Annotated in this window: 26 protein-coding genes; 4 read left to right on the forward strand and 22 right to left on the reverse strand. The window is 66.4% G+C overall.

Features of this window, described 5'->3' with window-relative positions:
- Positions 1–9 precede the first annotated feature (9 nt).
- From AC1M0F_RS03380 to rpsB, 9 genes are all read right to left on the reverse strand, one after another.
- Positions 10–723 (reverse strand): alpha/beta hydrolase, encoded by a 714-nt coding sequence (locus tag AC1M0F_RS03380; protein WP_480236784.1) that lies wholly within the window; start codon positions 721–723, stop codon positions 10–12.
- A 10-nt stretch (positions 724–733) separates the two neighbouring features.
- Positions 734–1,030, reverse strand: a complete 297-nt coding sequence (locus AC1M0F_RS03385) for a hypothetical protein (protein WP_480236785.1) — start codon at positions 1,028–1,030, stop codon at positions 734–736.
- Positions 1,031–1,122: 92 nt separating this feature from the next.
- Positions 1,123–1,797: an aggregation-promoting factor C-terminal-like domain-containing protein gene (locus AC1M0F_RS03390; RefSeq protein ID WP_480236786.1), complete on the reverse strand. Its 675-nt coding sequence runs from the start codon at positions 1,795–1,797 to the stop codon at positions 1,123–1,125.
- A gap of 55 nt (positions 1,798–1,852) precedes the next feature.
- On the reverse strand, positions 1,853–2,404 hold the full coding sequence (locus tag AC1M0F_RS03395) for a DivIVA domain-containing protein (RefSeq protein WP_480236787.1): 552 nt from the start codon (positions 2,402–2,404) through the stop codon (positions 1,853–1,855).
- A gap of 43 nt (positions 2,405–2,447) precedes the next feature.
- Positions 2,448–3,455, reverse strand: a complete 1,008-nt coding sequence (locus AC1M0F_RS03400; RefSeq protein ID WP_480236788.1) for a phosphatidate cytidylyltransferase — start codon at positions 3,453–3,455, stop codon at positions 2,448–2,450.
- A gap of 36 nt (positions 3,456–3,491) precedes the next feature.
- Positions 3,492–4,046, reverse strand: a complete 555-nt coding sequence (frr, locus tag AC1M0F_RS03405) for a ribosome recycling factor (RefSeq protein WP_480236789.1) — start codon at positions 4,044–4,046, stop codon at positions 3,492–3,494.
- A gap of 75 nt (positions 4,047–4,121) precedes the next feature.
- Complete coding sequence (gene pyrH, locus AC1M0F_RS03410; RefSeq protein ID WP_480236790.1) at positions 4,122–4,838, reverse strand: UMP kinase; 717 nt, start codon at positions 4,836–4,838, stop codon at positions 4,122–4,124.
- A 126-nt stretch (positions 4,839–4,964) separates the two neighbouring features.
- Positions 4,965–5,792, reverse strand: a complete 828-nt coding sequence (gene tsf, locus AC1M0F_RS03415) for a translation elongation factor Ts (RefSeq protein WP_480236791.1) — start codon at positions 5,790–5,792, stop codon at positions 4,965–4,967.
- A 24-nt stretch (positions 5,793–5,816) separates the two neighbouring features.
- Positions 5,817–6,770, reverse strand: a complete 954-nt coding sequence (gene rpsB / locus AC1M0F_RS03420) for a 30S ribosomal protein S2 (protein WP_480236792.1) — start codon at positions 6,768–6,770, stop codon at positions 5,817–5,819.
- Positions 6,771–7,073: 303 nt separating this feature from the next.
- On the opposite strand from rpsB, the gene AC1M0F_RS03425 reads away from it, so the two are divergent.
- Entirely contained in the window at positions 7,074–7,607 is a 534-nt protein-coding gene (locus AC1M0F_RS03425; RefSeq protein ID WP_480236793.1) for a M23 family metallopeptidase, read from the forward strand.
- A gap of 42 nt (positions 7,608–7,649) precedes the next feature.
- Positions 7,650–8,924 carry a DUF2254 domain-containing protein gene (locus AC1M0F_RS03430; protein WP_480236794.1) on the forward strand — a complete coding sequence of 425 codons (1,275 nt, stop codon included), beginning with the start codon at positions 7,650–7,652 and terminating at the stop codon, positions 8,922–8,924.
- A 35-nt stretch (positions 8,925–8,959) separates the two neighbouring features.
- Here AC1M0F_RS03430 and AC1M0F_RS03435 read toward each other — a convergent pair whose 3' ends face one another.
- Positions 8,960–9,871 carry a tyrosine recombinase XerC gene (locus tag AC1M0F_RS03435; RefSeq protein WP_480236795.1) on the reverse strand — a complete coding sequence of 304 codons (912 nt, stop codon included), beginning with the start codon at positions 9,869–9,871 and terminating at the stop codon, positions 8,960–8,962.
- 109 nt (positions 9,872–9,980) lie between these two features.
- Here AC1M0F_RS03435 and AC1M0F_RS03440 point away from each other — a divergent pair, with 109 nt between their 5' ends.
- The gene (locus AC1M0F_RS03440) at positions 9,981–10,556 is read left to right on the forward strand and encodes a dihydrofolate reductase family protein (RefSeq protein ID WP_480236796.1); all 576 of its coding nucleotides are present in this window, start codon (positions 9,981–9,983) and stop codon (positions 10,554–10,556) included.
- A gap of 6 nt (positions 10,557–10,562) precedes the next feature.
- Here AC1M0F_RS03440 and dprA read toward each other — a convergent pair whose 3' ends face one another.
- The 4 genes from dprA to AC1M0F_RS03460 form a co-directional block, all read right to left on the reverse strand.
- Complete coding sequence (dprA, locus tag AC1M0F_RS03445) at positions 10,563–11,804, reverse strand: DNA-processing protein DprA (protein ID WP_480236797.1); 1,242 nt, start codon at positions 11,802–11,804, stop codon at positions 10,563–10,565.
- Position 11,805: 1 nt separating this feature from the next.
- Positions 11,806–13,335, reverse strand: coding sequence for a YifB family Mg chelatase-like AAA ATPase (locus AC1M0F_RS03450; protein ID WP_480236798.1), 1,530 nt, complete (start codon positions 13,333–13,335; stop codon positions 11,806–11,808).
- Positions 13,335–13,691 carry a YraN family protein gene (locus tag AC1M0F_RS03455; protein ID WP_480236799.1) on the reverse strand — a complete coding sequence of 119 codons (357 nt, stop codon included), beginning with the start codon at positions 13,689–13,691 and terminating at the stop codon, positions 13,335–13,337. The genes AC1M0F_RS03450 and AC1M0F_RS03455 overlap by 1 nt, the downstream gene beginning before the upstream one ends.
- A gap of 99 nt (positions 13,692–13,790) precedes the next feature.
- The gene (locus AC1M0F_RS03460) at positions 13,791–15,068 is read right to left on the reverse strand and encodes a low temperature requirement protein A (protein WP_480236800.1); all 1,278 of its coding nucleotides are present in this window, start codon (positions 15,066–15,068) and stop codon (positions 13,791–13,793) included.
- 159 nt (positions 15,069–15,227) lie between these two features.
- On the opposite strand from AC1M0F_RS03460, the gene AC1M0F_RS03465 reads away from it, so the two are divergent.
- Positions 15,228–17,825, forward strand: a complete 2,598-nt coding sequence (locus tag AC1M0F_RS03465) for an ATP-binding protein (protein ID WP_480236801.1) — start codon at positions 15,228–15,230, stop codon at positions 17,823–17,825.
- A gap of 23 nt (positions 17,826–17,848) precedes the next feature.
- Here AC1M0F_RS03465 and AC1M0F_RS03470 read toward each other — a convergent pair whose 3' ends face one another.
- The 8 genes from AC1M0F_RS03470 to nirD form a co-directional block, all read right to left on the reverse strand.
- Positions 17,849–18,172, reverse strand: a complete 324-nt coding sequence (locus AC1M0F_RS03470; RefSeq protein ID WP_196834316.1) for a DUF2469 domain-containing protein — start codon at positions 18,170–18,172, stop codon at positions 17,849–17,851.
- Positions 18,173–18,184: 12 nt separating this feature from the next.
- Positions 18,185–18,829: a ribonuclease HII gene (locus tag AC1M0F_RS03475; protein WP_480237354.1), complete on the reverse strand. Its 645-nt coding sequence runs from the start codon at positions 18,827–18,829 to the stop codon at positions 18,185–18,187.
- The gene (gene lepB, locus AC1M0F_RS03480; RefSeq protein WP_480236802.1) at positions 18,829–19,581 is read right to left on the reverse strand and encodes a signal peptidase I; all 753 of its coding nucleotides are present in this window, start codon (positions 19,579–19,581) and stop codon (positions 18,829–18,831) included. The genes AC1M0F_RS03475 and lepB overlap by 1 nt, the downstream gene beginning before the upstream one ends.
- Before the next feature lie 75 nt (positions 19,582–19,656).
- Positions 19,657–20,004, reverse strand: coding sequence for a 50S ribosomal protein L19 (rplS, locus tag AC1M0F_RS03485; protein ID WP_480236803.1), 348 nt, complete (start codon positions 20,002–20,004; stop codon positions 19,657–19,659).
- 174 nt (positions 20,005–20,178) lie between these two features.
- A complete protein-coding gene (locus AC1M0F_RS03490) occupies positions 20,179–20,673 on the reverse strand; it encodes a hypothetical protein (protein WP_480236804.1) in 495 nt (164 codons plus the stop codon).
- A 16-nt stretch (positions 20,674–20,689) separates the two neighbouring features.
- On the reverse strand, positions 20,690–21,418 hold the full coding sequence (gene trmD, locus AC1M0F_RS03495) for a tRNA (guanosine(37)-N1)-methyltransferase TrmD (RefSeq protein WP_480236805.1): 729 nt from the start codon (positions 21,416–21,418) through the stop codon (positions 20,690–20,692).
- A gap of 62 nt (positions 21,419–21,480) precedes the next feature.
- Positions 21,481–22,227 (reverse strand): sirohydrochlorin chelatase, encoded by a 747-nt coding sequence (locus AC1M0F_RS03500; RefSeq protein ID WP_480236806.1) that lies wholly within the window; start codon positions 22,225–22,227, stop codon positions 21,481–21,483.
- Positions 22,224–22,592 (reverse strand): nitrite reductase small subunit NirD, encoded by a 369-nt coding sequence (gene nirD / locus AC1M0F_RS03505; protein WP_480236807.1) that lies wholly within the window; start codon positions 22,590–22,592, stop codon positions 22,224–22,226. The genes AC1M0F_RS03500 and nirD overlap by 4 nt, the downstream gene beginning before the upstream one ends.
- Positions 22,593–22,768 lie beyond the last annotated feature (176 nt).

Raw genomic sequence — 22,768 nt, forward strand, 5'->3', positions numbered from 1 at the left:
GCAGCGAACCTAGGCCCACTCTGTCGGCAACGGCAGCGCCTGGGGGTTCACGGCGCGCACGATCTCCTCGAGCACGCGCCTGGTCTGGTTCTCGCCCACCCAGAGGTGTTTCCCGCCCTCGACGGGGATGAGGGTCATGTCCGGAACACTCGCGAACCGTTCAGCAGCCTCATCAGGCCGCAGGTAGTCGTCGAATTCGGGGATGATCGCGATCAGCGGGCGGTCGTGACCGTGCCACGCGGCCACATCATCCGCCTGGGCCCGGTGCAGCGGCGGCGACAGCAGGATGGCCCCGTCGATGGGGTGTGCTCGACCGTATTTCAGGACGAGTTCCGTCCCGAACGACCAGCCGACGAGCCACGGGTGCGGGAGTCCTCGCTCGGCGACGAAAGCCATCGCGGCGTCGACATCGTGCTCTTCTGTGACGCCGTCGCCAAAGATTCCCTCGCTCTTTCCGCGCGGCGACGCGGTTCCGCGGGTGTTGAACCGCAGCACGGCGATGTCGGCCAGCGCGGGTAGCCTGGCCGCGGCCTTCCTGAGGATGTGGGAGTCCATGAAGCCGCCCGCGGTGGGCAGCGGATGCAGCGTGACGAGCGTTGCGGACGGCGTCCGGTCGATCGGGGTCGCCAGCTCGCCGACGAGGGTCAGGCCGTCTGCCGTCTCCAGCTCGATCTCCTCGCGAAGGGCGGGTAGTTCGACGCCGCCTCGAATCTCCAGGGTCATGGCATCCTTCCTATCCGATTCGCCAGCAGTGCGTGTGCCAGTGCCTGCGCGACGCGAGGTCGGCAGCATCGCCGAGCACCCCGTCAGCGCGCCAGATCACGAGGTGTGCCGTTCCGCGGGCAACGGTGAGCGAGCAGGCGGGACAGACGTAGTCCTTGACCGCTTTCGCCGCGCTCACGGGCTGGACGTGCCATTCGGATCCTCGCCGGGTCTCCGTACGTTTCCAGCCGCTCAGCAGGTGCGACAGGTCGTCGGCATCATCGTCCCGTTCGGGCCGGGTGCCGCGTGGTCGGTTGCTTCGGGGCATGAATTCATCCTAGGCAGAACCGCGTGGATGCGGCCTGCTCGCCGCAGTGTGGCTCAGACGCGCCAGGACGCGCGCGTGGGACGAGGGGCGGCTCAGTACCAGCCGACGGCCTGCGAGTGTCCCCAGGCGCCGCACGGCGTGCCGTAGCGACCGCTGATGTAGCCGAGGCCCCACTCGATCTGGGTCGCCGGGTTGGTTGCCCAGTCGCTGCCTGCGCTGCCCATCTTGCTCCCAGGGAGCGCCTGCGGGATGCCGTAAGCACCGCTCGACGGGTTCGCCGCGTTCACGCGCCAGCCGGATTCCTTGTTCCACAGGGCGACGAGGCAGGAGAACTGGTCCTCTCCCCATCCGCGGGCGAGGACCATGTCGTGCGCGATCGCCTGCGCGGAACCGGGGTCCGCCGTCACGCGAGGAAGCGAGCTTCCGCCACTGGATTTGCTCTCGGTCTTCTCTACGACGGGCTTGGGCGGCGGGGGCGGCGGAGCGGCGATGACGCTGTAGCCGTCGCGGGTGAAGCTGTTCTCGTACGCACCGCTGACCGCGAGTGCCTGGGTGTCCTTGCCGTCGTATCGCGCGGCGACCTGGAAGTACGGCGACGCAGTGGCGCCAGAGTACGGGTCGACCACGTTCACGGCGACTACGGCAACGGCCGCGGTGAACGCGAAGAGGAAGAGCGTGAACGGGCTTCGCGATTTGGGTCTCTCAAAAGCCCTTCTGACCTTCGGAGCTGGAGCAGAGGACTCGAGTTGCGCTACATGTTTACCCACGATTCGACGATTTTAGCCCAGAACAGGGGCAGAAGCGAGCCGACGGGCGGGCGCGTCACCGAACGGCGAGCATGACCTCGGTCACAGCGTCGAGCAGAAGATCGACCTGTGACTCGACGTAACCTCCGCGCTGAGCCCGGAATACCGCGGTTCTCACCGTGTCAGCGCTGATCGGTGCACCCGTCTCGAAATACGCCTTCAACCGCTGAGCAATTGCATCGACATCTTCGACCCGATACCCCTGTGCGAGGACGCTCGTGCGTGAAAAACGGTGCCCTTCGGGGCGGTTGAGACGGTTGAGGATGACCTGTGCGGTCTCCCGCGCCGAGCTCAGCCACTCCCCCTTGCCGCGCTGGGCGAATGCTCGCTGCCGTTCACGCAGCGCGAAGGCATCCTCGAGTCGTTCGAGTGCGGCATCGACCGCGTGGGTCGCGTACCCGCCACGGGCGAGCGAGAACGATGTCCGGCGGATGTCTGCCGCGGTCATCACGGGCGGCTCGCTGTCGTCGAGATCGTATGCAGCGCGCGCAGCCGCCAGGAACGCATCGACCTGCTCGCGGTTGTACCCGCGAGTGCGGCCCTGTGCGGTGGGGAATGTCGTGCTCACCGGTTCATCCTTTCAGCCTCTGGCTCACGTGTCGTCGCCGCGGTCAGCCGGCGATGGGTGCCCCGCTGAAGAGCAGGAACAGTCCGAGCGCGATCGGCGCAGACGGCAGCATGGAGTCCAGCCGGTCGAGGAAGCCCCCGTGCCCCGGCAGCCAGGAGCTCATGTCCTTGATGCCCAGGTCGCGCTTGATGAGCGACTCGGTCAGGTCACCCATGGTCGCGGTACCGAGGATCGCGAGGCCAAGGATGATGCCGACCCACCAGGTGCTGTGCAGCATGAAGATCGCGAGCAGGACACCGGCGACGACAGCGGTGAGTGCCGCTCCTGCGAAGCCTTCCCAGGTCTTCTTCGGGCTGATCAGCGGCGCCATCGGGTGCTTCCCGAAGTTCAGGCCGCTGACGTATGCGCCGATGTCGACGGCGATGACGATGATGAGGAACGCGAGAACCCACCATTGCCCTTCCGGCTGGCGAAGGAGGATGATCGCGAAGCTGGCGAGCACGGACACGTACACCTGTACGAAGACTGCAGAGCACAGGTCGCGGATGACGTCGAGGGTACGGCGGTGAGCGTGGTGCGCCATCTGCGCGATCAGACGCCACGCCAGAATGAAGACGACGACGCCGACGAGTACGGCCCAGCGGGCAGCGGGGTCGAGGAAGTAGCCGGATCCGACGATGGCGAGGCTGCCGAGAATCGCAGGCCACACGTCGACCGCTCGGCCGGCCTGGCGGAACGCGTGAACGAGCTCGAACACGGTGAACGCGACGATCGCGCCGGTGAAGAGAACGAAGAGTTCCTTCACGACGATCAGGCTGAACAGCATCCCGAGACCGAGGCCGAGGCCGATCACGGTCGCGAGAACGAGGTTCCGTCCGGCACGCGCCTCGATCCGGGCGTTCGCTTCATCGAGCTGGGCGCGCTTGGCACGCACCTGGCGTTCGATGTCATCGCGCCGCGACTTCAGCTGCGCGGAGATGTCATCGCGCCCGCCCCGTCGCAGACGGAAGCGGCGACCGGGTGCACCGGTACCATCGTCGGGGTCAGTCACTGCCGCACCCAGGTCTTCCGTTCACAGGGTTCGGTCCTAGATCTCGAGAAGCTCGGACTCTTTGCGTTTCAGGGCGTCGTCGATGGCGTCGATGTGGCTCTTCGTGAGCTGTTCGAGCTCTTTCTCGCCGCGGGCGACATCGTCATCTCCGACCTCGCTCTTGAGCGCGTCGAGGTCGTCCTTGGCCTTGCGACGGATGTTGCGGACGGACACCTTGGCGTCCTCGCCCTTGTTCCGCACGATCTTGACGTATTCCTTGCGGCGCTCAGCCGTCAGCTCGGGCAGGGTGACCCGAACGATCGTGCCGTCGTTGGTCGGGTTCGCACCGAGGTTGGGAACGTCGCGGATGGCCTGCTCGATGTCCTTGAGCGCGGTCTTGTCGTACGGGCTGACGATGATGGTGCGCGCTTCGTTGTTCTGGAGCGAGGCCAGCTGGTCGAGCGGGGTCGGCGTCCCGTAGTAGTTCACCAGGATCTTCTGGAACATCTGGGGGTTGGCCCGGCCGGTGCGCACGGTGGCGAAGTCTTCCTTGGCCACATCGACTGCTTTGCCCATGCGGGTTCCAGCGTCGGTCAAAACATCCGCGATCACGGCGACTCCTTCTTGTTGCGTGGTGTACCCCACCCATTCTAGATGGGCGGGTGGCGCTGGCCTCTGCTCGAGGCCCTAGTTGCTGACGAGGGTGCCGATGCTCGCGCCGAGGATGGCCTTGGTCACATTGCCCGCCGGTTCCATTCCGAAGACCTGCATCGGCATGGCATTGTCCATGCACAGGCTGAATGCGGTCGAGTCGACGACCTTGAGGCCCGTCTGCAGGGCTTCCTGGTAGGTGATCGTGTCGATCCGGGTCGCGGTGGCGTCGAGTTTCGGGTCGGCCGTGTAGACACCGTCGACGCCGTTCTTGGCGAGGAGGACGATCTCGGCGTCGATTTCGAGGGCACGCTGGGCGGCGACGGTATCGGTGGAGAAGTAAGGCAGGCCTGCGCCGGCACCGAAGATGACCACGCGGCCCTTCTCGAGGTGGCGCTCCGCGCGGCGCGGAATGTACGGCTCAGCGACCTGGGTCATGGAGATGGCCGACTGGACTCGGGTCTCAGCGCCGGCCTGCTCGAGGAAGTCCTGGAGCGCGAGGGCGTTCATCACGGTGCCGAGCATGCCCATGTAGTCGGCACGACCGCGGTCCATTCCACGCTGGGAGAGTTCGGCTCCGCGGAAGAAGTTGCCTCCGCCGACGACGATCGCCACTTCAACGGTTGCGGATGCTTCCGCGATTTCACGCGCGATCTGGCTGACGACATCCGGGTTCACACCGAGTGAACCGGCGCCGAAGGACTCTCCTGACAGTTTGAGCAGAACCCTGCGCTTCTTCGTGGCTGATGACATCCGTTTATCGTCCTTTCGTGGACCCCTGACAAAACTACTGTGTGCCGGCTCGCGGTTCTATGAAACACGTCGCGCACATGAAAAAGGAGTCCGGATCACAATGTGATCCGGACTCCCGAGGCGAACCTACGCGCCGACCTTGAAGCGGGCGAAGCCCGTCACGTCGAGCTTGGCATCGGCCAGAACCTTCTTGACCTGGACCTTGCTGTCGCGTGCGTAGTCCTGTTCGAGCAGGGCGACCTGCTTGAAGAACCCGGTCAGGCGACCTTCGACGATCTTGGGCAGTGCAGCCTCAGGCTTGCCCTCGTTCTTCGAGATCTCGGTGACGATCTCGCGCTCCTTGTCGACGATCTCGGCCGGTACGTCCTCACGGGTGAGGTACTGCGGGTCGAACATCGCGATGTGCTGCGCGACGGCGCGAGCCGTCTCAGCGTCATCTCCCGAGTAGCTGACGACGACGCCGATCTGCGGGGGCAGGTCCTTCGACGTCTTGTGCAGGTACGTGGCGAACTTCTCGCCGGAGACGAGAGCGACGCGGCGGAGCTCGACCTTCTCGCCGAGGATCGCTGCTTCATCGTCGATGAGCTGGGCGACGGTCTTGTCGCCTGCTGGAGCGGCAAGCGCTTCCTCGATCGATGCGGCGCCCGAAGCTGCGACAGCGTCGAGAACCTTCTCAGCGAGGGCGACGAACTTGTCGTTCTTCGCGACGAAGTCGGTCTCGCAGGCGAGCTCGATCAGCGTGGTGGTCGCACCGTTGTCCTTGGCAGCGACGAGGCCTTCGCTCGTGGAGCGGTCGGCACGCTTCGCGTTGCCTTTCGCACCCTTGAGACGCAGGATCTCTGTGGCCTTCTCCAGGTCGCCATCGGCTTCGACGAGGGCGTTCTTGGTGTCGACCATTCCGGTGCCAAGCTGCTCGCGAAGAGCCTTGACGTCAGCAAGATTGAAATTTGCCATGGTTTGTTGCACTCCTCGTTCGGGTTAGTTGTTGTCGGCGGCCGGCTGCTTCTCAGCGTCGGTCGCTTCAGCTTCGAGGCGCTCTTCGGTCTTCTCGTCGCTCTCGACGGCGACGACCTCGACGGGTGCGTCTTCTGCGATGGCGGCGTTCTTCTCGGCAACCTCAGCGTCGGCGTCGTTCTGCTCGACCGGTGCTTCGGTGGCTTCGGTGCCGGCTTCGGCGCCGAGGAGCTCTGCTTCCCAGGCCGCGAGCGGCTCGACGGGGGCTGAACCCTCTTCAGGCTTCTGGTGGCGCTGGATCAGGCCTTCGGCAGCAGCGTCCGCGATGATGCGGGTGAGCAGGCCGACGGAACGGATCGCGTCGTCGTTACCCGGGATCGGGTAGGTGACCTCGTCCGGGTCGCAGTTGGTGTCGAGGATGCCGATGACGGGGATGCCGAGCTTCTTGGCCTCGTCGATCGCGAGGTGTTCCTTCTTGGTGTCGACAACCCACAGCGCCGACGGCGTCTTGGTGAGGTTGCGGATTCCGCCGAGCGACTTGTGAAGCTTGTCGAGCTCGCGCTTCTTGATGAGGAGTTCTTTCTTGGTGAAGCCGGACTTCGAGGTGTCCTCGAAGTCGAGCTCCTCGAGCTCCTTCATGCGCGCGAGGCGCTTCGACACCGTCTGGAAGTTGGTGAGGAGGCCACCGAGCCAGCGCTGGTTGACGTAGGGCTGGCCGACGCGGGTCGCCTGTTCGGCGATCGCTTCCTGTGCCTGCTTCTTCGTTCCGACGAAGAGGATGGTTCCACCGTGGGCCACGGTCTCCTTGACGAAGTCGTATGCCTTGTCGATGAAGCCCAGCGACTGCTGGAGGTCGATGATGTAGATGCCGGAACGCTCGGTGAAGATGAAGCGCTTCATCTTCGGGTTCCAACGGCGGGTCTGGTGCCCGAAGTGCACGCCGCTGTCGAGCAGCTGGCGGATGGTTACGACGGCCATGAGCCGTTCTCCTGTTCTGACGCGCCCATACCGGGCAGGCGTCGATCGGTTGATTCGAAGCGGCCGACTGGCCACTTGTCCTGGTGCCCGGCGCACGTCCGCCGATCTCCGGAGAGAAAGGACCGAGTGGATGTGTTGGCCGAATGGGCACGCGTAGTCACCCCGACATGCGGGATGCTTCCCCAATCATAACAGGAAGCCGCCGGTGTCCGGGTCCTTCACTCCCCCTGCCGGTCGGCGCGATTCTCCACCGTTCGAGGACGATCACGCTTCGGTGTGGACCGGTGCGGGAGGCTTGCCCGGATGAGAACCCTGTCACGCAACCGGAGGCATCCGATCGTCCTGATCCTGGCGGTCGCAGGTGTGCTCGCGCTGGTCGTGTTCGGGCCGGCACCCGCTGCCGCCGCAGGGCCGTCCGGGTCGACCGGGGTGTGGGAATGGCCGGCTGCTCCACCGCGTCAGCTGCTGAGGCCGTTCGAGGCTCCTCCGACACCGTACGCTGCTGGGCACCGGGGTGTCGACGTGGCAGCATCGACCGGATCGACGGTGTTCGCAGCCGCTGACGGCGTGGTTTCGTTCGCCGGTGTCGTGGTTGACAGGCCCGTTCTGTCGATACGGCATGCCGGTGGGTTCCTCTCCAGCATCGAACCGGTGGCGGCCGGCGTGGCGGCCGGAGACGCGGTCGGGGCAGGCCAGGCCATCGGGGTCGTGGCATCCGGCGGCCACTGCGATGCCCGTTGCGTGCACTTCGGCGTGCGGCTGCACGGAGAGTACGTGAACCCGCTCGGGCTTCTCGCGACGATCGAACGGGCCGTCCTCCTCCCGTTGGGCCGGTAACTGACTCTGGGACGTTTCCCCGCGCAGCGGTACCGTGAGGGGGTGAAGGTGTCCCGGTTCCTGACAAGCGTTCGTCAGAGCCTCTGGCTCGTGCCTGTGGCCTGCGTGGCATTCGGCATCATCCTCTCGTTGAGCACGATCGCTGTCGACCGATATTTCGACTACCAACTCGTTCCCGAATCGGTCGTGGGCGGCCCGGATGCTGCGATGGAGATCCTCTCGGTGGTCGCAGGGTCGATGATCAGCCTCGCCGCCCTCGTGCTGACCATCACCATGGTCGTGGTTCAACTTGCGATGGGACAGTTCTCGCCGCGGATCGTGCAGCGCATCCTGCAGGACAAACCCAGCCAGTTCGCGATCGGGCTGTTCGTCGCCACTTTCGTGCACGCGATGCTGGCGCTCCGTGAAGTCGACCCCGGTGGTGGCGGCCAGGAAGGCACTGTCCCGGGCGTGGCCGTGTTGACCGCATTCGTGCTGGTCGTTGTGAGCATTGCCGTCCTGGTCATCTACGTGCAGCACCTCGGCCAGACCCTTCGCGTTTCGGCGCTCATCGAACTCGTCGGCGATGACACGCGCAAGCTGCTGGACCGTGTCTATCCCGACAAAGGGGACGACGCGGCATCCATCGACAGCACGAACCCTGTGATCGTGTCCGCCAAATCGGGCGTCGTCACGACGATCGGTTATGCACACATCGTCGAAGTGGCGAGGCTGGCAGGATGCGTCGTGGAGCTGGTTCCGGAACTCGGCGAGTTCGTGCCGGCATCGGCTCCCCTGTTCATCGTGCGCGGCGACGCATCGACCCTCGACGACAAACGTTTGATAGAGGGAATCGTGCTCAAGTTCGAGCCGACACTCGATCAGAACGTCGCGTACGGCGTGCGAATGCTGGTGGACATCGCCGAACGCTCGCTGTCGGACTCGCCGTTCCAGGACCCGTCGACCGCAGTACAGGCCATCGACCGCCTGCACGACATTCTGCGACAACTCGCACGTCGCCCGTTCCCCGACGGTCGGTACAGTGACGAAGACGGTGAGCTGCGGCTGGTGGTGCGGGTGCTGGACTGGGACGGGTACGTTCACCTCGCTTTTGATGAGATCCGCATGGCCGGAGCCGGCTCTCCTCAGGTGGCGACGCAACTGCGAAGAGCATTGCTCGATCTGAGGCGGGTTGCGCTGCCCGAACGCAGAGCGGTCATCGACGAGCAACTCGACCTCCTCACGACGGCCACAACGGCGGCCATGGATGACGAGCGCGACGCCAGGAGGACGTTCCTGGATGATGACAGGCCCGCAGGGCGCCCCGACGATAAGTGATCCAGCCGGCTGCCTGGACGGACGCCACTTCGCGATCAGGCCCGCGGGTGAGCCGTGCGGTAGCTCTCCTTCAGCCGCTCCATCGAGACGTGCGTGTAGATCTGTGTGGTGCCGAGTGAGGCGTGGCCGAGCAGTTCCTGCACAGCACGGAGGTCTGCTCCTCCGTCGAGAAGGTGGGTCGCAGCGGTGTGACGGAGCGTGTGCGGGCCGGATGCCGTGCCTCCGGGGAGGCCGGCGAGGAGACGGCTGACGAGGTTGTAGACGCTGCGAGGGTTGAGCCGGCCTCCGCGGGCGCCGAGGAACACCGCTGGGGGTGGTGTTGTGCTGCGTGCGAGAAGTGCCGGGCGGGCTCTTCTGAGGTAGTCGACGATCGCTGAATGCGCGGGGACGCCGAACGGGACGACGCGTTCTTTCGATCCCTTTCCGAGCACCCGGACGGTGAGCCGGTCGAGGTCGATGTCGTCGACATCGAGGCCGCACAGCTCTGAAACACGGAGACCGCTGGCGTAGAGGAGTTCGATGAGTGCCGCGTCTCTCAGTGCGACCGGATCGCCGGTGCCGGCCTGTTCACTGAGCCGGTCGAGGAGAACGTCCATCTGGGGGCGCTGGACGACGTGCGGGAGCGAGCGTCCGGTCTTCGGTGACCGGAGCCTGGCTGCGGTGTCGACAGGGACCTCCCCGTTGCGTGCGAGCCAGGCCGACCAGCCACGCACAGAGGCGGACCGCCTGGCCAGGGTGGCGGACCCGAGGCCCGCTTGCGATGACTGCCAGAGCCAGTCCCGCAGCAGCTCGAGGTCGACATCCGTCACCTCGTCGATGCCGCGTCCTGCCGCGAACGTCGTGAACGCGGCGAGGTCGGACTCGTACGCCCGGCTCGTCGCCTCCGAGTACTGGCGCTCGACGGAGACATAGTCCACGTAGCGCGCGACAGCCTGGGGGATCTTCACCCGTCCAGAATCCCCCATCGACGGCTTGTTCGCCCGCAGACTCACCCGCTTGCGGCCCAGCGCGATTTCGCGGAAGGCTGGGACGCCTACCGTCAGAGAGGACCCACCGATGTCGATCACCGTTTTTGAGAGCATCACGCTGGACGGAGTCATGCAGGCCCCAGGCCGCCCGGATGAGGACCAGAGGGGCGGGTTCGTCCACGGTGGATGGGCTGCCGGGTTCCAGGACGAGGTGTCGATGCAGTTCGCGGGCGAGGGCATGTCCGGCGACGGGGCGCTCCTGTTCGGACACAGGACCTACAAGGACCTTCTGGGGTTCTGGACCACAACGGCAGACGCGAACCCGTTCACCGACGTGCTCACCCGCACACGCAAGCACGTCGCATCCCGGTCCGCAGACACGGTGCTCGATTACCCGGAGTCTGCTCTCCTCGCCGGTGAGGCCGTCGACACCGTCCGGGTGCTGCGCGAAGAATCCGACCTGACGATCCTTGGAAGTGGTGAGCTCGTCCGGGCGCTGCACGCAGCGGGCCTCGTCGACAGGTACATCCTGCTGATCCACCCGATCGTGCTCGGCTCAGGGACCACACTCTTCGCCGACGGTGATCGCTCGGATCTCCGCCTCGAGCGGTCGGTCACGACGACCACGGGCGTGATCATCGCGCAGTACGTCACCTCTCGATAGACGACATCAGCCTGGCTGCGGCAGGTAGACCCAGCCGCCGCCCTTCCCGGCGACGAGATCATCGAGTTCGAGGAGCCCGAGCACCGACTGGACGGTGTCCACAGGCAACCCCGACCGGACGGCGATGTCTGGGGCGGTCCGCGGCGCCCTCACACTGAGGGCGTCGAGCACCCTGATTTCCTCCGAACTGCGCTCAGCAGGTGTCGAGTCTGGCCCTGATGGCACGACGCCTGCCAGTTCGGCCATCTCGTCGACGGTCGTGACGCAGACGGCGCCGTACTCCCGGATCAGACGATGGCATCCGGCCGAGGCAGCGCTCGTGATCGGACCGGGAACGGCCCCCAGCGGCCGGCCGATGGCCGCCGCGTGGCCCGCGGTGTTGAGTGAACCGGAACGCCAGCCGGCCTCGAGCACGATCGTCGCGTCGCTGACAGCCGCGATGAGCCTGTTGCGCTGGAGGAACCTCCACTTGGACGGCGCTCCCCCGCACGGCACCTCGGAAGCCACGGCCCCGGTTTCCATGATCCGGTCGATCAGCGCCGAATGCCCGCTCGGATACGGGCGGTCGACACCACCGGCCAGGAACGCGACCGTCGTTCCCTGCGACGCCAGCGCGGCTCGGTGGGCCATCCCGTCGATACCGTACGCAGCACCGGACACGATCGTGAAATCACGGCCGACCAGACCGCTGGCAGCTTCCATTGCCACATGCTCCCCGTACCCGGTCGCCGCGCGGGCGCCGACGAGCGCGACGGACCGGGTGGTGCGATAGAGCGCATCGGTCCGCCCACGCAACCAGAGCGCCAGCGGGGCGTGCGCGCCGAGGTCGTCGAGGCGGGCTGGCCAGGCCGGATGATCGGGGGTGACGAGGACGGCCCGGCACGTGGCTGCCAGGGTCAGCTGCCGCAGGGTCGCCCGTGAGTCCAGTCGAGGCAGCCAGCGTGCCGTCGCCCGCTCGAGCTGGGTGCCAAGAGCCTCCCGGTCGCCGGCGAAGTCGAGACCCGAGGTCATCCGATCCACGCTCCAGTGATCGACGAGCATGGTGAGCGCGGCGGATGCGCCGACGGCCGACACGAGGAATCCCGCGACGCTGTCGCCCGGTTCGGCGATCCCGCTCCACGCGGCGCGGGCGAAGCGCTCCGTCGGGTCGGTGGCCGAGTCGGTGCCCGCCGGGTCGACCCGAGCGATGCTACTTCTCACCTCGGTGGCGTCGAGTCCGAACAGTGTGCCTCCTGGTCGGTGTGTCATCTCAGATCCCTTTCCTCAGGAACAGCGCCCGGCCGATCTGCGTGGCATCCGGCCGGTCCGTTCCATCGAGGTCGCACAGCGTCCATGCGACGCGGAGCACGCGGTCGTAGCCGCGCATGGTGATGGCGCCGCGCTCAAGGGCACGGTCGATCGGCGCCGTGACCGATCGCGCCGGCTTCCTGTCGCCGCTGCGCAGCCACGGCCCAGGGACCTGCCCGTTCGTCGTCCACGGCGTCCCGGCCAGGCGCGCTGCGGCCCGCCGGCGTGCCTCGGCCACGACCCGTCGCGCTGCGTCACTCGTCAGCCGTTCGTCGTCCGCGGACACCGCCAGTTCGGCGGAGGTGATCCTCCGCACCCTCAACTGGATGTCGATGCGGTCCATCAGCGGCCCCGACACCCGGCCGAGGTAGCGCCGGATCGCGCTGGGAGGGCAGACGCAGGTGTTCTCTTTCGCACCGTACTGACCGCACGGGCACGGATTCGCAGCGAGCACGAGCTGGAACCTGCCAGGGAAGTGGGCGACCGCGTTCGCTCGATGGATGCTGATCGTGCCCGACTCGAGCGGCTGCCGCAGTGCGTCGAGTACATTCGCCTGGAACTCAGGCGCCTCATCGAGAAAGAGCACGCCGTGAGCCGAACGCGCCGCGGCGCCCGGCCGGATGACTTTGCTGCCCCCTCCGAGGATCGCCGCGGCCGTCGCCGTGTGGTGCGGGTTCTCGAACGGCGGGCGGAAGGCCAGGCCCCTGCCGACGCTCTGCCCTCCCAGGGAACGGATCGAGGTCACGTCGAGCGCCTCGGGCACGGTGAGATCGGGCAGGATCCCCGGCAATCGCGCGGCAAGCATCGTCTTCCCTGCACCGGGCGGACCGAGCATCATCAGGTGGTGTCCGCCCGCTGCGGCGACGAGCATCGCCTGGACGGCATCCTCCTGGCCGACGACGTCGGAGAGGTCGGGTTCCTGCTCTCCGGCGTCGGCTGGTTCCGGTTGCAGGATGGGGTCGACGGGGATCGGGTCGAGTTCGGCGCCGTGCCAGATCGCCGCCTCCCTGAGGGATGCGACACCCACGACACGGATGTCGGGGACCAGTCGTGCTTCGTCCTCGTTCCCGCGCGGAACCATCACTGTCGTCCTGCCCGCGCGCATGGCGGCGAGAACCGCTGGCAGGATCCCGGGGGTCGGCCGGAGCCGTCCGTCGAGGCCCAGCTCGCCGATGTGGACAACCCGGTCGATCGATTCGTTGGAGACCACCGCGTCTGCAGCCAGGCAGGACAGGGCGATGGCGAGGTCGAAACCTGAGCCGTTCTTCGGAAGGCTCGCCGGCGACAGGTTGACGGTGATCCGCTGGCCGGACAACCGGCATCCGGAGTTCGTCGCCGCCTGCCGCACGCGGCCCTCCGCTTCGCCGAGCGACTTGTCAGCGAGGCCGATGATCACGAACCGGGGCAGCTGCGATGAGATGTCCGCCTCCACCTCGATGAGCGAACCTTCGAGGCCGAGGAGGGCAACAGACCAGGTTCGGCCGACCGGCATCAGAACACGCCCAGGAGGTGCTCGATCTGGGGCCGCTGCCCGCGCGGTGCGACCACGGCGATGGCGTCCACACGGATGCGGGTCGCCGACGGGGAGCGCTCGGCGCACCACGCGCCGGCCAGGCCACGGAGGCGCGCGAGTTTCGACGCCGTGATCGCCTCGAACGGATGCCCGAACGCGAGACTCGATCGTGTCTTCACTTCGACGAAGACGATCGTGTCGCCCCTCTCGGCGATGATGTCGATCTCGCCCTGCCTGCAGCGCCAGTTGCGTTCGATCAGGCGGTAGCCGGCATCCTCGAGGAAATGAGCGGCGAGGTCCTCTCCCCTGCGCCCGAGCTCGTCCTTACGTGCCATGATCGCCTCCACCACCCGATGGTGTCGGACGAGTTGCGACAGGGACGCGGGCTCACCAGATCTGTGGATCCGCGCGACGGCGGCGCGAACTGTGGAGGGCTACTCCTCGTCCTGCTCCCCCAGCGCCCGCGCCAGCACGGCAGCCTCGTGCTGATGCCCGAGCACCTCGTATCCGATGACGATCACCGCCGGCGCAGCGGTCACCACGAGCAGGCACACGCCGAGCGATACCCCGCCAGCCGCCAGGACGACGGAGAGCATGAGAACGAGGACCGTTCCGACGAAAAGCCCGACATGGAACCGGTCGAACTCCCCGACCAGGAAGCTGTACAGCGCGAACAGCGACGCGCAGAAGATGAGCACGGGGACAGCAACGGCGAGCACCGCCCCGACGACGCCGATGTGCGCGACGTCTTCCACGACGTACGCGGCGACGTGCAGCCCCGCCCCCGTAGCCGCGATGGCGGAATACACCACCATGTGTCCGTACCCCCAGACCCAGCTTCGCCCGCGGTAGCGCGCCAGCAACGGGCCGGACGGGAGCACGAAATAGTTCCACCACATCCCGAACGTGATGCCGACCCCCGCAACGACGACGAGCACCGCCTCGACGCTCCAGCCCTGCTCGTCGACCACCGCGGCGACCGAGGCGACCGTTCCCAGAATCACTTCGCCGAGCGCAATGATCGTCAGCAGTCCGTATCGCTCGGCGATGTGGTGCGGGTGCCACCCGAGGCCGCCATACCGGTACTCCGCTACGATCGGCCCCCCGACCTCGATCAGGTAGAGCACAGGCGCCACGACCAGAACGAGGGCGATCGATGTGTCCAGGACGGCCATGGCGATCCAGCCGATCTGGGCCACAGTGATGAACGCGGCATAGGTGAACGCCACATTGCGCCTGGCCGGGTCCTGTTTCGCTGCGCGCAACCACTGGGCCACCATGGCGATGCGCATGATCACGTAGCCGGAGACGACGATCCCGTTGTCCAGGTGCTCACCCTCGTCGATGGATTCGAAGACGGCGGGCAGCCCGAGCGCGAGCACAATGACGCCGATCATCTGCACCATTGTGGTGATCCGGTAGAACCAGTCGTCGGTGTCGTAGGCGGAGGCGAACCAGGAGAAGTTGATCCAGGCCCAGCAGATCGCGAACATCGCGAATGCGAACGCACCCAGTCCGGATGCCACGTGTCCCTCGGCGAGCAGGTGGGCGAGTTGCGAGCTCGCGGTGCCGATCGCGACGACGAAGGTGAGGTCGAAGAGGAGCTCTAGCGGGGTCGCCGTGCGGTGCGATTCCTTGGGGTCCCTCCCGGTCATCGGGATGAGACGATGGCTCAGCCCTCGCTGCTTCTGCGGGTCGGTGATCTCGGCCATGTGCACAATAGTGACACGCGTGAGGACCGGAATCGAGGCAGGAATCGGTCGCGTCCGCGGAGGCGGGAACTCGCGCGAAGCTCCGCGCAACTCCCGAAAAGTGAGTGTCACTCAGATGAGGCCTAGACCGCGCGGGTCAGATTCGGCAGAATCGTGCTCATGACGCACACCACGGGTGCCATCCGAACGCCCGACCATCGGTTGCGAGTCTTCGTCAGTTCCACCCTGAAGGAGCTCGCCATCGAACGGAAGTACGCGCGCCTGGCGGTCGAACGCCTCCACCTCGCTCCCGTCATGTTCGAGCTCGGTGCCCGGCCACATCCGCCCCGTGAGCTGTACCGCGCCTACCTCGAACAGAGCGACGTCTTCGTGGGCATCTACGCCGAACGATACGGCTGGGTGGCACCTGGCGAAGCGGTCTCCGGCCTCGAGGACGAATACAACCTCGCCCCTGACTTCCCGAAGCTGATCTACATCCGCGAGCCCGCCCCCGACCGGGAGCCCCGCCTCGTCGACCTGCTCTCCCGCGTCCGCGACGACGATCGGGCATCATTCAAGACCTTCGCGACGCCGCAGGAGCTCAGGAAGCTGATCGAAGCCGACCTCGCGACGCTCCTCGCCGAACGGTTCGACCAGAGCAGGCCGACCCCGACCACCGAGACGAACCCGATCGTGCTCGGTGACCGGGCGGCAAGTCTGCCAGCAGCGCTGACCGAGCTCATCGGTCGTGAGGCGGAGATCGACAGTGTCGACGATCTGCTGCGCCGCCCCTCCGTCCGCCTGGTCACCCTCATCGGGTCCGGAGGCATCGGAAAGACCCGACTCGCCCTCGAGGTCGCCAACCGGGCGAAGGCGATCCCCGACGTCGAGGTCACGTTCGTCGACCTCTCGTCGGTGCAGGATGCCGCGCTCGTGCCGAACGCGATCGCCGAGGCGCTTGGGGTGCTCGACACGGGTGACGAACCCGTGGTCGAGAAGCTGAAGACGGCGCTTCGAGAACGCCGCATGCTCATCGTCATGGACAACTTCGAGCAGGTGCTCGACTCCGCACCGCTACTCATCGCGCTGCTCTCCGTCGCGCCACACGTGAAATTCCTCGTCACGAGCAGGTCCCTCCTCCGCGTGTCAGGGGAACACGCTGTCGAGGTCGGCCCGCTCGAGCTGCCGGACACGGCGCGATCTCTGAGCCCCCGAAACGCGATGATGTCGGCATCCGTGGCGCTTTTCGTCGAGCGTGCCAGAGCGGTCAAACCGGACTTCGAGGCGACCGCGGACAACGTGGACGCCATCGCCGCCATCTGCGTCGCCCTCGACGGCGTCCCGCTCGCCCTCGAACTTGCCGCCGCCCGGATCCGGATGCTTCCCCCCGCGGCGATCCTGTCCCGTCTCGACCGGCGCCTGTCGCTGCTCTCCGGCGGCGCGAGGGACCTGCCGTTGCGGCAGCAGGCGCTGCGCAGCACCATCGAGTGGAGCACCCAGCTGCTCGGCGCGGACGAGAAGCGCCTGCTGGCCCGGCTCGGCGTGTTCGCCGGCGGTTTCTCGCTGGATGCCGTCGAGTTCGTAGCCGGCGAGGTGTCGGAACCAGGGGCGGACACGATGACCGCGCTCGGAGTACTCGTCGACAACAGCCTGGTGCAGGAACTGGACCGCGGCGACCTCCCCTACTACTCGATGCTCGCCACCGTCAGGGAGTATGCGCTCGAACAGCTGGAGGCCTCAGGCGAACTCGACGCAGCACGGGCCGCTCACGCACGGTACTTCATCCGGCTCGCGTCAGAACTCGAGGACGACCTCGAAGGCACCAGGCAGCGCGACGTGATCGCGCTGCTCAACGACGACAGGGACAACCTCCGGGCCGCGGCTCGCTACCTGCTGGATTCGAAGGACATGGTCACGGTCGCCCAGTTCACCTGGTGCCTCCTCATCTACTGGTGGGTCGGTGGCCTCCTCGGCGAAGTTCGGGCCTGGATGGAGGAGGTACTCGCCGGCGATGAGCCGCTCCCCGAGCGCACGAGGGCGATCGCACTGTATTTCACCCGCTCGATCCTGCTCTGGCACGAGGCCAACGACCGCGTCGTTCCAGGCCTCGCCGAGAGCGTCGACCTGTTCCGTCACATCGACGACCGAGTCGGGGAGGGATTCGCCTTGATCTTCCTGGCTCTCGCGGTCGTCGCCGATCGGAAGCCGGACACCGCCCGCGCAGAACAGTCGCTGGAGCGGAGCGTCCAGCTGCTTCGGAATGCGGGCTACCGCTGGGGCGAATCGATGGCCCTCGTCACCCTCGGCCGTCTCGCGTTGATGCAGGACGCCGTTCCCGAGGCGATCGGGCACTTCCAGCAGAGCCTCACCCTGACCAGGAGGGGCCACGACGATCTCGGCACGACCGTCGCGCTTCAGCACCTCGGCTGGGCGCAGTTCGTGAACGGAAAGAACGTCGACTCACGCATGCTCTTCGAGGAGAGCCTCGAGACGGCCGCACACATCGGGCATGCCGAGGGGGTCGTCTACGGGCTCGAAGGACTGACCGCCATCGCGGCGGCCGGGCGGGAGCTGAAACGCGCCGGGCGGCTGCTCCACGCGGCGGACGAGCTCCGGAAGCAGACCGGACTCTACGGAGCGAACCGGTTTTCGTTCCACGAACGGTACCTGGCCCCGCTCCTCGCCGGCGAGGACGCGGAAGCCCTGGAGAAGGTCCGTTCGGAGGGCGAAGCGTTGTCGATCGACGAAGCCGTCGTCTACGCCCTGCACGCGGACTGACCGTCACACCGGGCAAACGGAGATCACTCGTCGAGCGCGAGTTCCTTCGGCAGTTCGAAGTCCCGGGTCGAGAGCTCCTCGATGTTGACGTCCTTGAACGTCAGCACGCGCACGCTCTTCACGAAACGGTCGGAACGGTAGACGTCCCAGACCCACACGTCGTTCATGGTGATCTCGAAGTAGAAGTCGTGCTCGGTGTCCCTGCGGACGAGGTCGACATCGTTGGCGAGGTAGAACCGGCGCTCGGTCTCGATCACAAATTTGAACTGCGACACGACGTCGCGATACTCCCGATACAGGGCAAGCTCGACCTCGCGGTCGTAGTCCTCGAACTCGTCTTCTTCCATGGTGCATCCATCCTACGCGTAGGCGACGAGCCAGCTCTTCCGGTGGAGCGACGTGACGCCGAGCGACCGGATGGCGTTCAGGTGGGTCTCGCTGCTGTAGCCCTTGTTGCCGCTCCAGCCGTAGCCGGGAGACACGCTGTCAGACGCGATCATCATGGTGTCGCGGTGCACCTTCGCGATGACGGATGCCGCCGCGACAGACACGCAATCCCTGTCGGCCTTGATGCGGGTGCGCACGTCGAGTGGACTGGCGAGCACGGGGTTGAGGTAGTCGGAGTTGCCGTCGAGCAGGATGACACTCGCCGCGATGTCTGCGCCCTGGTCGAAAAGCTGGCGCAGGGCGCGCTTCGCGGCGAGGCCGAGGCAGTGGATGATGCCGAGCTCGTCCACCTCCACTGCGTCGGCGAGGCCGACCGCGGAGAACAGCACCCAGTCGCGCAGGAGCGGGTCGAGTGCGACTCGGCGTTTCTCGCTGAGCATCTTCGAATCGCGAAGCCCGTCCGGGTGGGGTCCGCAATCCGCTGCGACCACGGCCATCCCGACGGCGACCGGTCCGGCGAGTGCCCCACGACCGACCTCGTCACAGCCGATGATGTATCTGGCCCCTCCGGCGAACAGTTCGCGCTCGACCTCGTCCGACGGGTCTGAGACCGCCATCATTTCGCGGAGACCTCGTCGGGCACGCCCGAGAAGACCTCCGGATAGTTGGAGAGCCAGTCCCAGTGCGCGGTCGGCCAGCTGATGACGAAGGCGCGCCCGACGACGTTGTCGACGGGGACGAAGCCGTTGCCCGGCTGTTCCTGGTTGTAGCGGGAGTCGCGCGAGTTGTAGCGGTTGTCGCCCATCACCCAGAGCGAGTTCTTCGGCACGACGACGTCGAAGGCGACCTCGGAGACATCCGTCTTTCCGGCGGGCATCGTGATGTACGGCTCGGTCAGGGGCACATCGTTCACGCTCATCTGACCGAGCGCGTTGCAGCAGACGACGTGATCGCCCGGCAGGCCGACCACCCTCTTGATGAGGTGGTCGTCGCTGTCCGAGGCGGACAGTCCGACGAGGGAGAGCACCCAGTCAGCCGCGGCGGTGAGGGGCGGCAGGTCGGGGTCGGGGGTCGGGGGCAGCCATCCGCCCGGATCACGGAAGACGACGACGTCGCCGCGTTCGAGACCGACGAGGTCTGGGACGAGTTCGTTGACGAGGATCCGGTCGTCGATGCGGAGCGTCTGCTCCATCGATGCTGACGGGATGTAGAACGACCGCACCAGAAACGTCTTCACGAGGAAGGAGACAAGGAGTGCGACGATGAAGATGACGAGCACATCGCGCAGAAAAAGGAGCGTTCCCTTCTTGCGGGAACGCCGACGTGGCCCGGCGGACAAATCGTCTGCCGGCAGGATTGTTTCAGTCATTTAACCGCCCGAGCTCCCCACCAGTTTATCGGTGGGGAGCTCGGGTTCGGTTCACTCGGAACGGATCTGCGGGACTTAGTTGTCGCGCTTTTCCTTGATCTTCGCCTTCTTGCCGCGGAGTTCGCGGAGGAAGTACAGCTTGGCGCGACGCACGTCACCGCGGGTGACGACCTCGATCTGGTCGATCACCGGGGAGTGCACCGGGAACTTACGCTCCACGCCGACACCGAAGCTGACCTTGCGGACGGCGAACGTCTCACGGACGCCCTCGCCCTGACGGCCGATGACGATGCCCTGGAAGACCTGGATACGAGAACGGCTGCCCTCAACGATGTTGACGTGCACCTTGACGGTGTCGCCCGCACGGAATGCAGGAATGTCGGACTTGAGGGATGCTGCATCGACGCTGTCGAGGATGTGCATGATATTTCGCTCTCTGTAACCGCCACAGGTCGACTACGAATTCAGGGATGATGGGGGGTGTGTCCGGCGCCTCGATTTCCGAGGCAGTGGCGCTGGCTCCCCTGTGGCAGAGTCTGGCCGCGGCACAATCGTCTATTCTGCCATGAACGGGCTCTCCCGCGCAAAAGCGCGAGGTCAGTCCTGAGGGTCGATCGGCTTCTCCCGGATAACGATGAGCTCGTCGCCGTCACGGATGCCGGACGGACTCACGCTCGACGGCCGCGCGGCCGCCTGCTCGAACTCGGCGATCGTCTCGCGTGCGCGGTCCCTGGCGTCGGTGAAGAACTCCCACAGCACCAGCCAGAACGCGGCGAGTCCGACGATCACTCCGAGCACCGCGAAGGCGTTGGATGCCGGTCCGAAGAGGCCGAATCCGATCACCGAGACGTGCCAGAGGGTGAGGATGCCGACGTCAGCCCAGGAGACGGCCCTCTCGCGGCGCACCGTCGGCCTGGCCCAGATGAGACCGGCGACGACCATCATCGCGATGAACAGGATCGGCATCGAGATGAGCAACCCGAGGAACGCCCAGCCGCCACCGCCGAAGATGCCCCAGCCGACAAGGGGCCAGATCGGCAGCACGACGGCCGCAATGACCATCCAGGTGCGGAAAGCGCGACGAATAATCATGGCACCAGCCTAGAACCTATGCGCTGGGAGAATCCCGGTGATTTTCATCCCCCGCGAGCAGGTCAGGCCGCACACGTCTGGTCCGCTCGAGCTGCTGTTCCTTGCGCCAGGCCGCGATGGCGCCGTGGTTCCCGCTCAGGAGGATCGGTGGCACGTCGAGGCCGCGCCATGACGCCGGCTTGGTGTAGCTGGGAGCCTCCAGGAGCCCGTCCTCGTGCGATTCCTCGACGAGCGAGTGGGGGTTGCCGACGACGCCGGGGATGAGCCGGCCGATGGCCTCGACCATGGCCATCACGGCCACCTCTCCCCCGTTGAGAACGTAGTCTCCGAGGCTGACGAGTCGCACCCTGGCCCTGGTCGCCGTGTCGTCGAAGACACGCTGGTCGATGCCCTCGTACCGGCCGCAGCCGAACACGAGGTGCGGTTCGGCAGCGAGTTCCCGCGCCATCGCCTGGGTGAAGACCTCTCCGGCCGGCGACGGGAAGATGACGAGAGGTCCGGCATCCGGTTCGTCGTCCACATCGAGGATGCCGTCGAGGACCTGCCCCCACGGCTCCGGCTTCATCACCATGCCGGCTCCCCCTCCGTACGGGGTGTCGTCGACCGTGCGGTGCCTGTCGGTCGTCGCGTCGCGCAGGTTGTGCACGCCGAGGTCGATGATCCCCGCCTGGCGGGCTTTGCCGAGCAGCGAGATATCGAGCACGTCGAAGAACTCGGGAAAGATCGTGACGATATCAATGCGCATGCTGAAATCCTAGGCGGACACACGCGCCAGGATCGCCCCGGCCGGACGGAGCTAAACCCTGCTCAGGAGACGTCGGCCCCTGCGAGCATGGCGAGGTAGCGGTCGCGCACGATCTCGATGAGCTCGACAGGCGCCTCGCCTCCGTCGGTGAGGAGCGGCGGCGTTGCAAGGTCGGCACTCGTGGCGTTCGCGAGGTCGGCGAAGTAGCCGGGCGCCAGGAGGTAGGTGGAGACGAGCACCCTGGCGTCAGGACGCGCGGAACGCGCTTCGCCGACGGCGGTCTCGATCGGCGGGTGCGCCGCCGAGATGAACCCGAGGCTCACCGGGCGGTCGAGCACACGGCTGAGCCTCTCGGCGGTCTCGCGGCAGTCGGCGACGGCCCTGGCATCGGTGGACCCGGCGGCACAGAGCACCACGGAATCCGAATCGGTGAGTCCGGACTCGTCGAGCCGACGGGCGAGAAGGCTGACCAGCCGATCGTCGGGGCCGAGGGCGCGGGAGATCGCTGTCACCCGGCCGGAGGCCTCAGCTTCGTTCACGAGGTCGACGTGCACGTGGAAACCTGCGGAGAGAAGCAGCGGAACGATCACCGCTGGCTGGTCCGTGTCGAGCCTGTCGAGGGTCGCGGGTACGTCCGGCTGCTGGACGTCGACGAATCCGCCTTCGACCTTCGAGCCGGGCAGGCTCGCCGAGACCGCATCGACCAGGCCTTCCACAGCGGCCTGGCCCGCCGGGGAACTCGTCCCGTGCGAAATCGCGACGAGAGCCGCGGTGGTCCTGGTGCGCGGGAACCCGGCGAGCAGCGTCACGCTGACAACTCCACTTCGATCATTCCCCCGACGATGCGGGTGCGGTACGTCTGGAGAACGAGTTCCGGATTGCTGAAGCACTCGCCGGTCGCGAGGTCGTAGACCTCCTTGTGGAGGGGTGATGCGACGGTGGGCCTGTCGCCCTTCGAGCCGACGATCCCCCTGGCCATGACGTTCGCATCCGTGTGCGGGTCTCGATGTGACACGGCATACACCTCATCTTTCGACAGCAGGAACAAGGCGATCTGCTGGGCCCTGAGCAGGGCCACCTCACCCCACGAAGGCTCGAGATCCTCGACGGCGCAGACGCTCTCCCACTCGGCCACCGGTGCCCGGCGAACGTCCGTGTCGATTGCTATGGTCATGCGAACCACCCTGCCCATCGTGTCCCGGCTCAGCGCGGTGCGAGCCTTTCCGGTCACCAGCGACGCTATGCGCACCCTGTTTCACCGAGGGCAATGGGATGTTTCGGTCGTGTGAATCCGTCCTCTCACTCCACTCCACCCGCTGTGCGGCGCCCGACAAGACGTGGACATATCCG

The organism is Mycetocola sp. Y719 (assembly GCF_056713205.1).

Bases quoted from the DNA above. Each gene is read 5' to 3' on its own strand.
- AC1M0F_RS03380 (WP_480236784.1), bottom strand. From the start codon at position 723: ATGACCCTGGAGATTCGAGGCGGCGTCGAACTACCCGCCCTTCGCGAG.
- AC1M0F_RS03385 (WP_480236785.1), bottom strand. From the start codon at position 1,030: ATGCCCCGAAGCAACCGACCACGCGGCACCCGGCCCGAACGGGACGAT.
- pyrH (WP_480236790.1), bottom strand. From the start codon at position 4,838: ATGTCATCAGCCACGAAGAAGCGCAGGGTTCTGCTCAAACTGTCAGGA.
- tsf (WP_480236791.1), bottom strand. From the start codon at position 5,792: ATGGCAAATTTCAATCTTGCTGACGTCAAGGCTCTTCGCGAGCAGCTT.
- rpsB (WP_480236792.1), bottom strand. From the start codon at position 6,770: ATGGCCGTCGTAACCATCCGCCAGCTGCTCGACAGCGGCGTGCACTTC.
- AC1M0F_RS03425 (WP_480236793.1), top strand. From the start codon at position 7,074: ATGAGAACCCTGTCACGCAACCGGAGGCATCCGATCGTCCTGATCCTG.
- AC1M0F_RS03440 (WP_480236796.1), top strand. From the start codon at position 9,981: ATGTCGATCACCGTTTTTGAGAGCATCACGCTGGACGGAGTCATGCAG.
- dprA (WP_480236797.1), bottom strand. From the start codon at position 11,804: ATGACACACCGACCAGGAGGCACACTGTTCGGACTCGACGCCACCGAG.
- AC1M0F_RS03450 (WP_480236798.1), bottom strand. From the start codon at position 13,335: ATGCCGGTCGGCCGAACCTGGTCTGTTGCCCTCCTCGGCCTCGAAGGT.
- AC1M0F_RS03455 (WP_480236799.1), bottom strand. From the start codon at position 13,691: ATGGCACGTAAGGACGAGCTCGGGCGCAGGGGAGAGGACCTCGCCGCT.
- AC1M0F_RS03460 (WP_480236800.1), bottom strand. From the start codon at position 15,068: ATGGCCGAGATCACCGACCCGCAGAAGCAGCGAGGGCTGAGCCATCGT.
- AC1M0F_RS03465 (WP_480236801.1), top strand. From the start codon at position 15,228: ATGACGCACACCACGGGTGCCATCCGAACGCCCGACCATCGGTTGCGA.
- AC1M0F_RS03470 (WP_196834316.1), bottom strand. From the start codon at position 18,172: ATGGAAGAAGACGAGTTCGAGGACTACGACCGCGAGGTCGAGCTTGCC.
- AC1M0F_RS03475 (WP_480237354.1), bottom strand. From the start codon at position 18,829: ATGGCGGTCTCAGACCCGTCGGACGAGGTCGAGCGCGAACTGTTCGCC.
- lepB (WP_480236802.1), bottom strand. From the start codon at position 19,581: ATGACTGAAACAATCCTGCCGGCAGACGATTTGTCCGCCGGGCCACGT.
- rplS (WP_480236803.1), bottom strand. From the start codon at position 20,004: ATGCACATCCTCGACAGCGTCGATGCAGCATCCCTCAAGTCCGACATT.
- AC1M0F_RS03490 (WP_480236804.1), bottom strand. From the start codon at position 20,673: ATGATTATTCGTCGCGCTTTCCGCACCTGGATGGTCATTGCGGCCGTC.
- trmD (WP_480236805.1), bottom strand. From the start codon at position 21,418: ATGCGCATTGATATCGTCACGATCTTTCCCGAGTTCTTCGACGTGCTC.
- nirD (WP_480236807.1), bottom strand. From the start codon at position 22,592: ATGACCATAGCAATCGACACGGACGTTCGCCGGGCACCGGTGGCCGAG.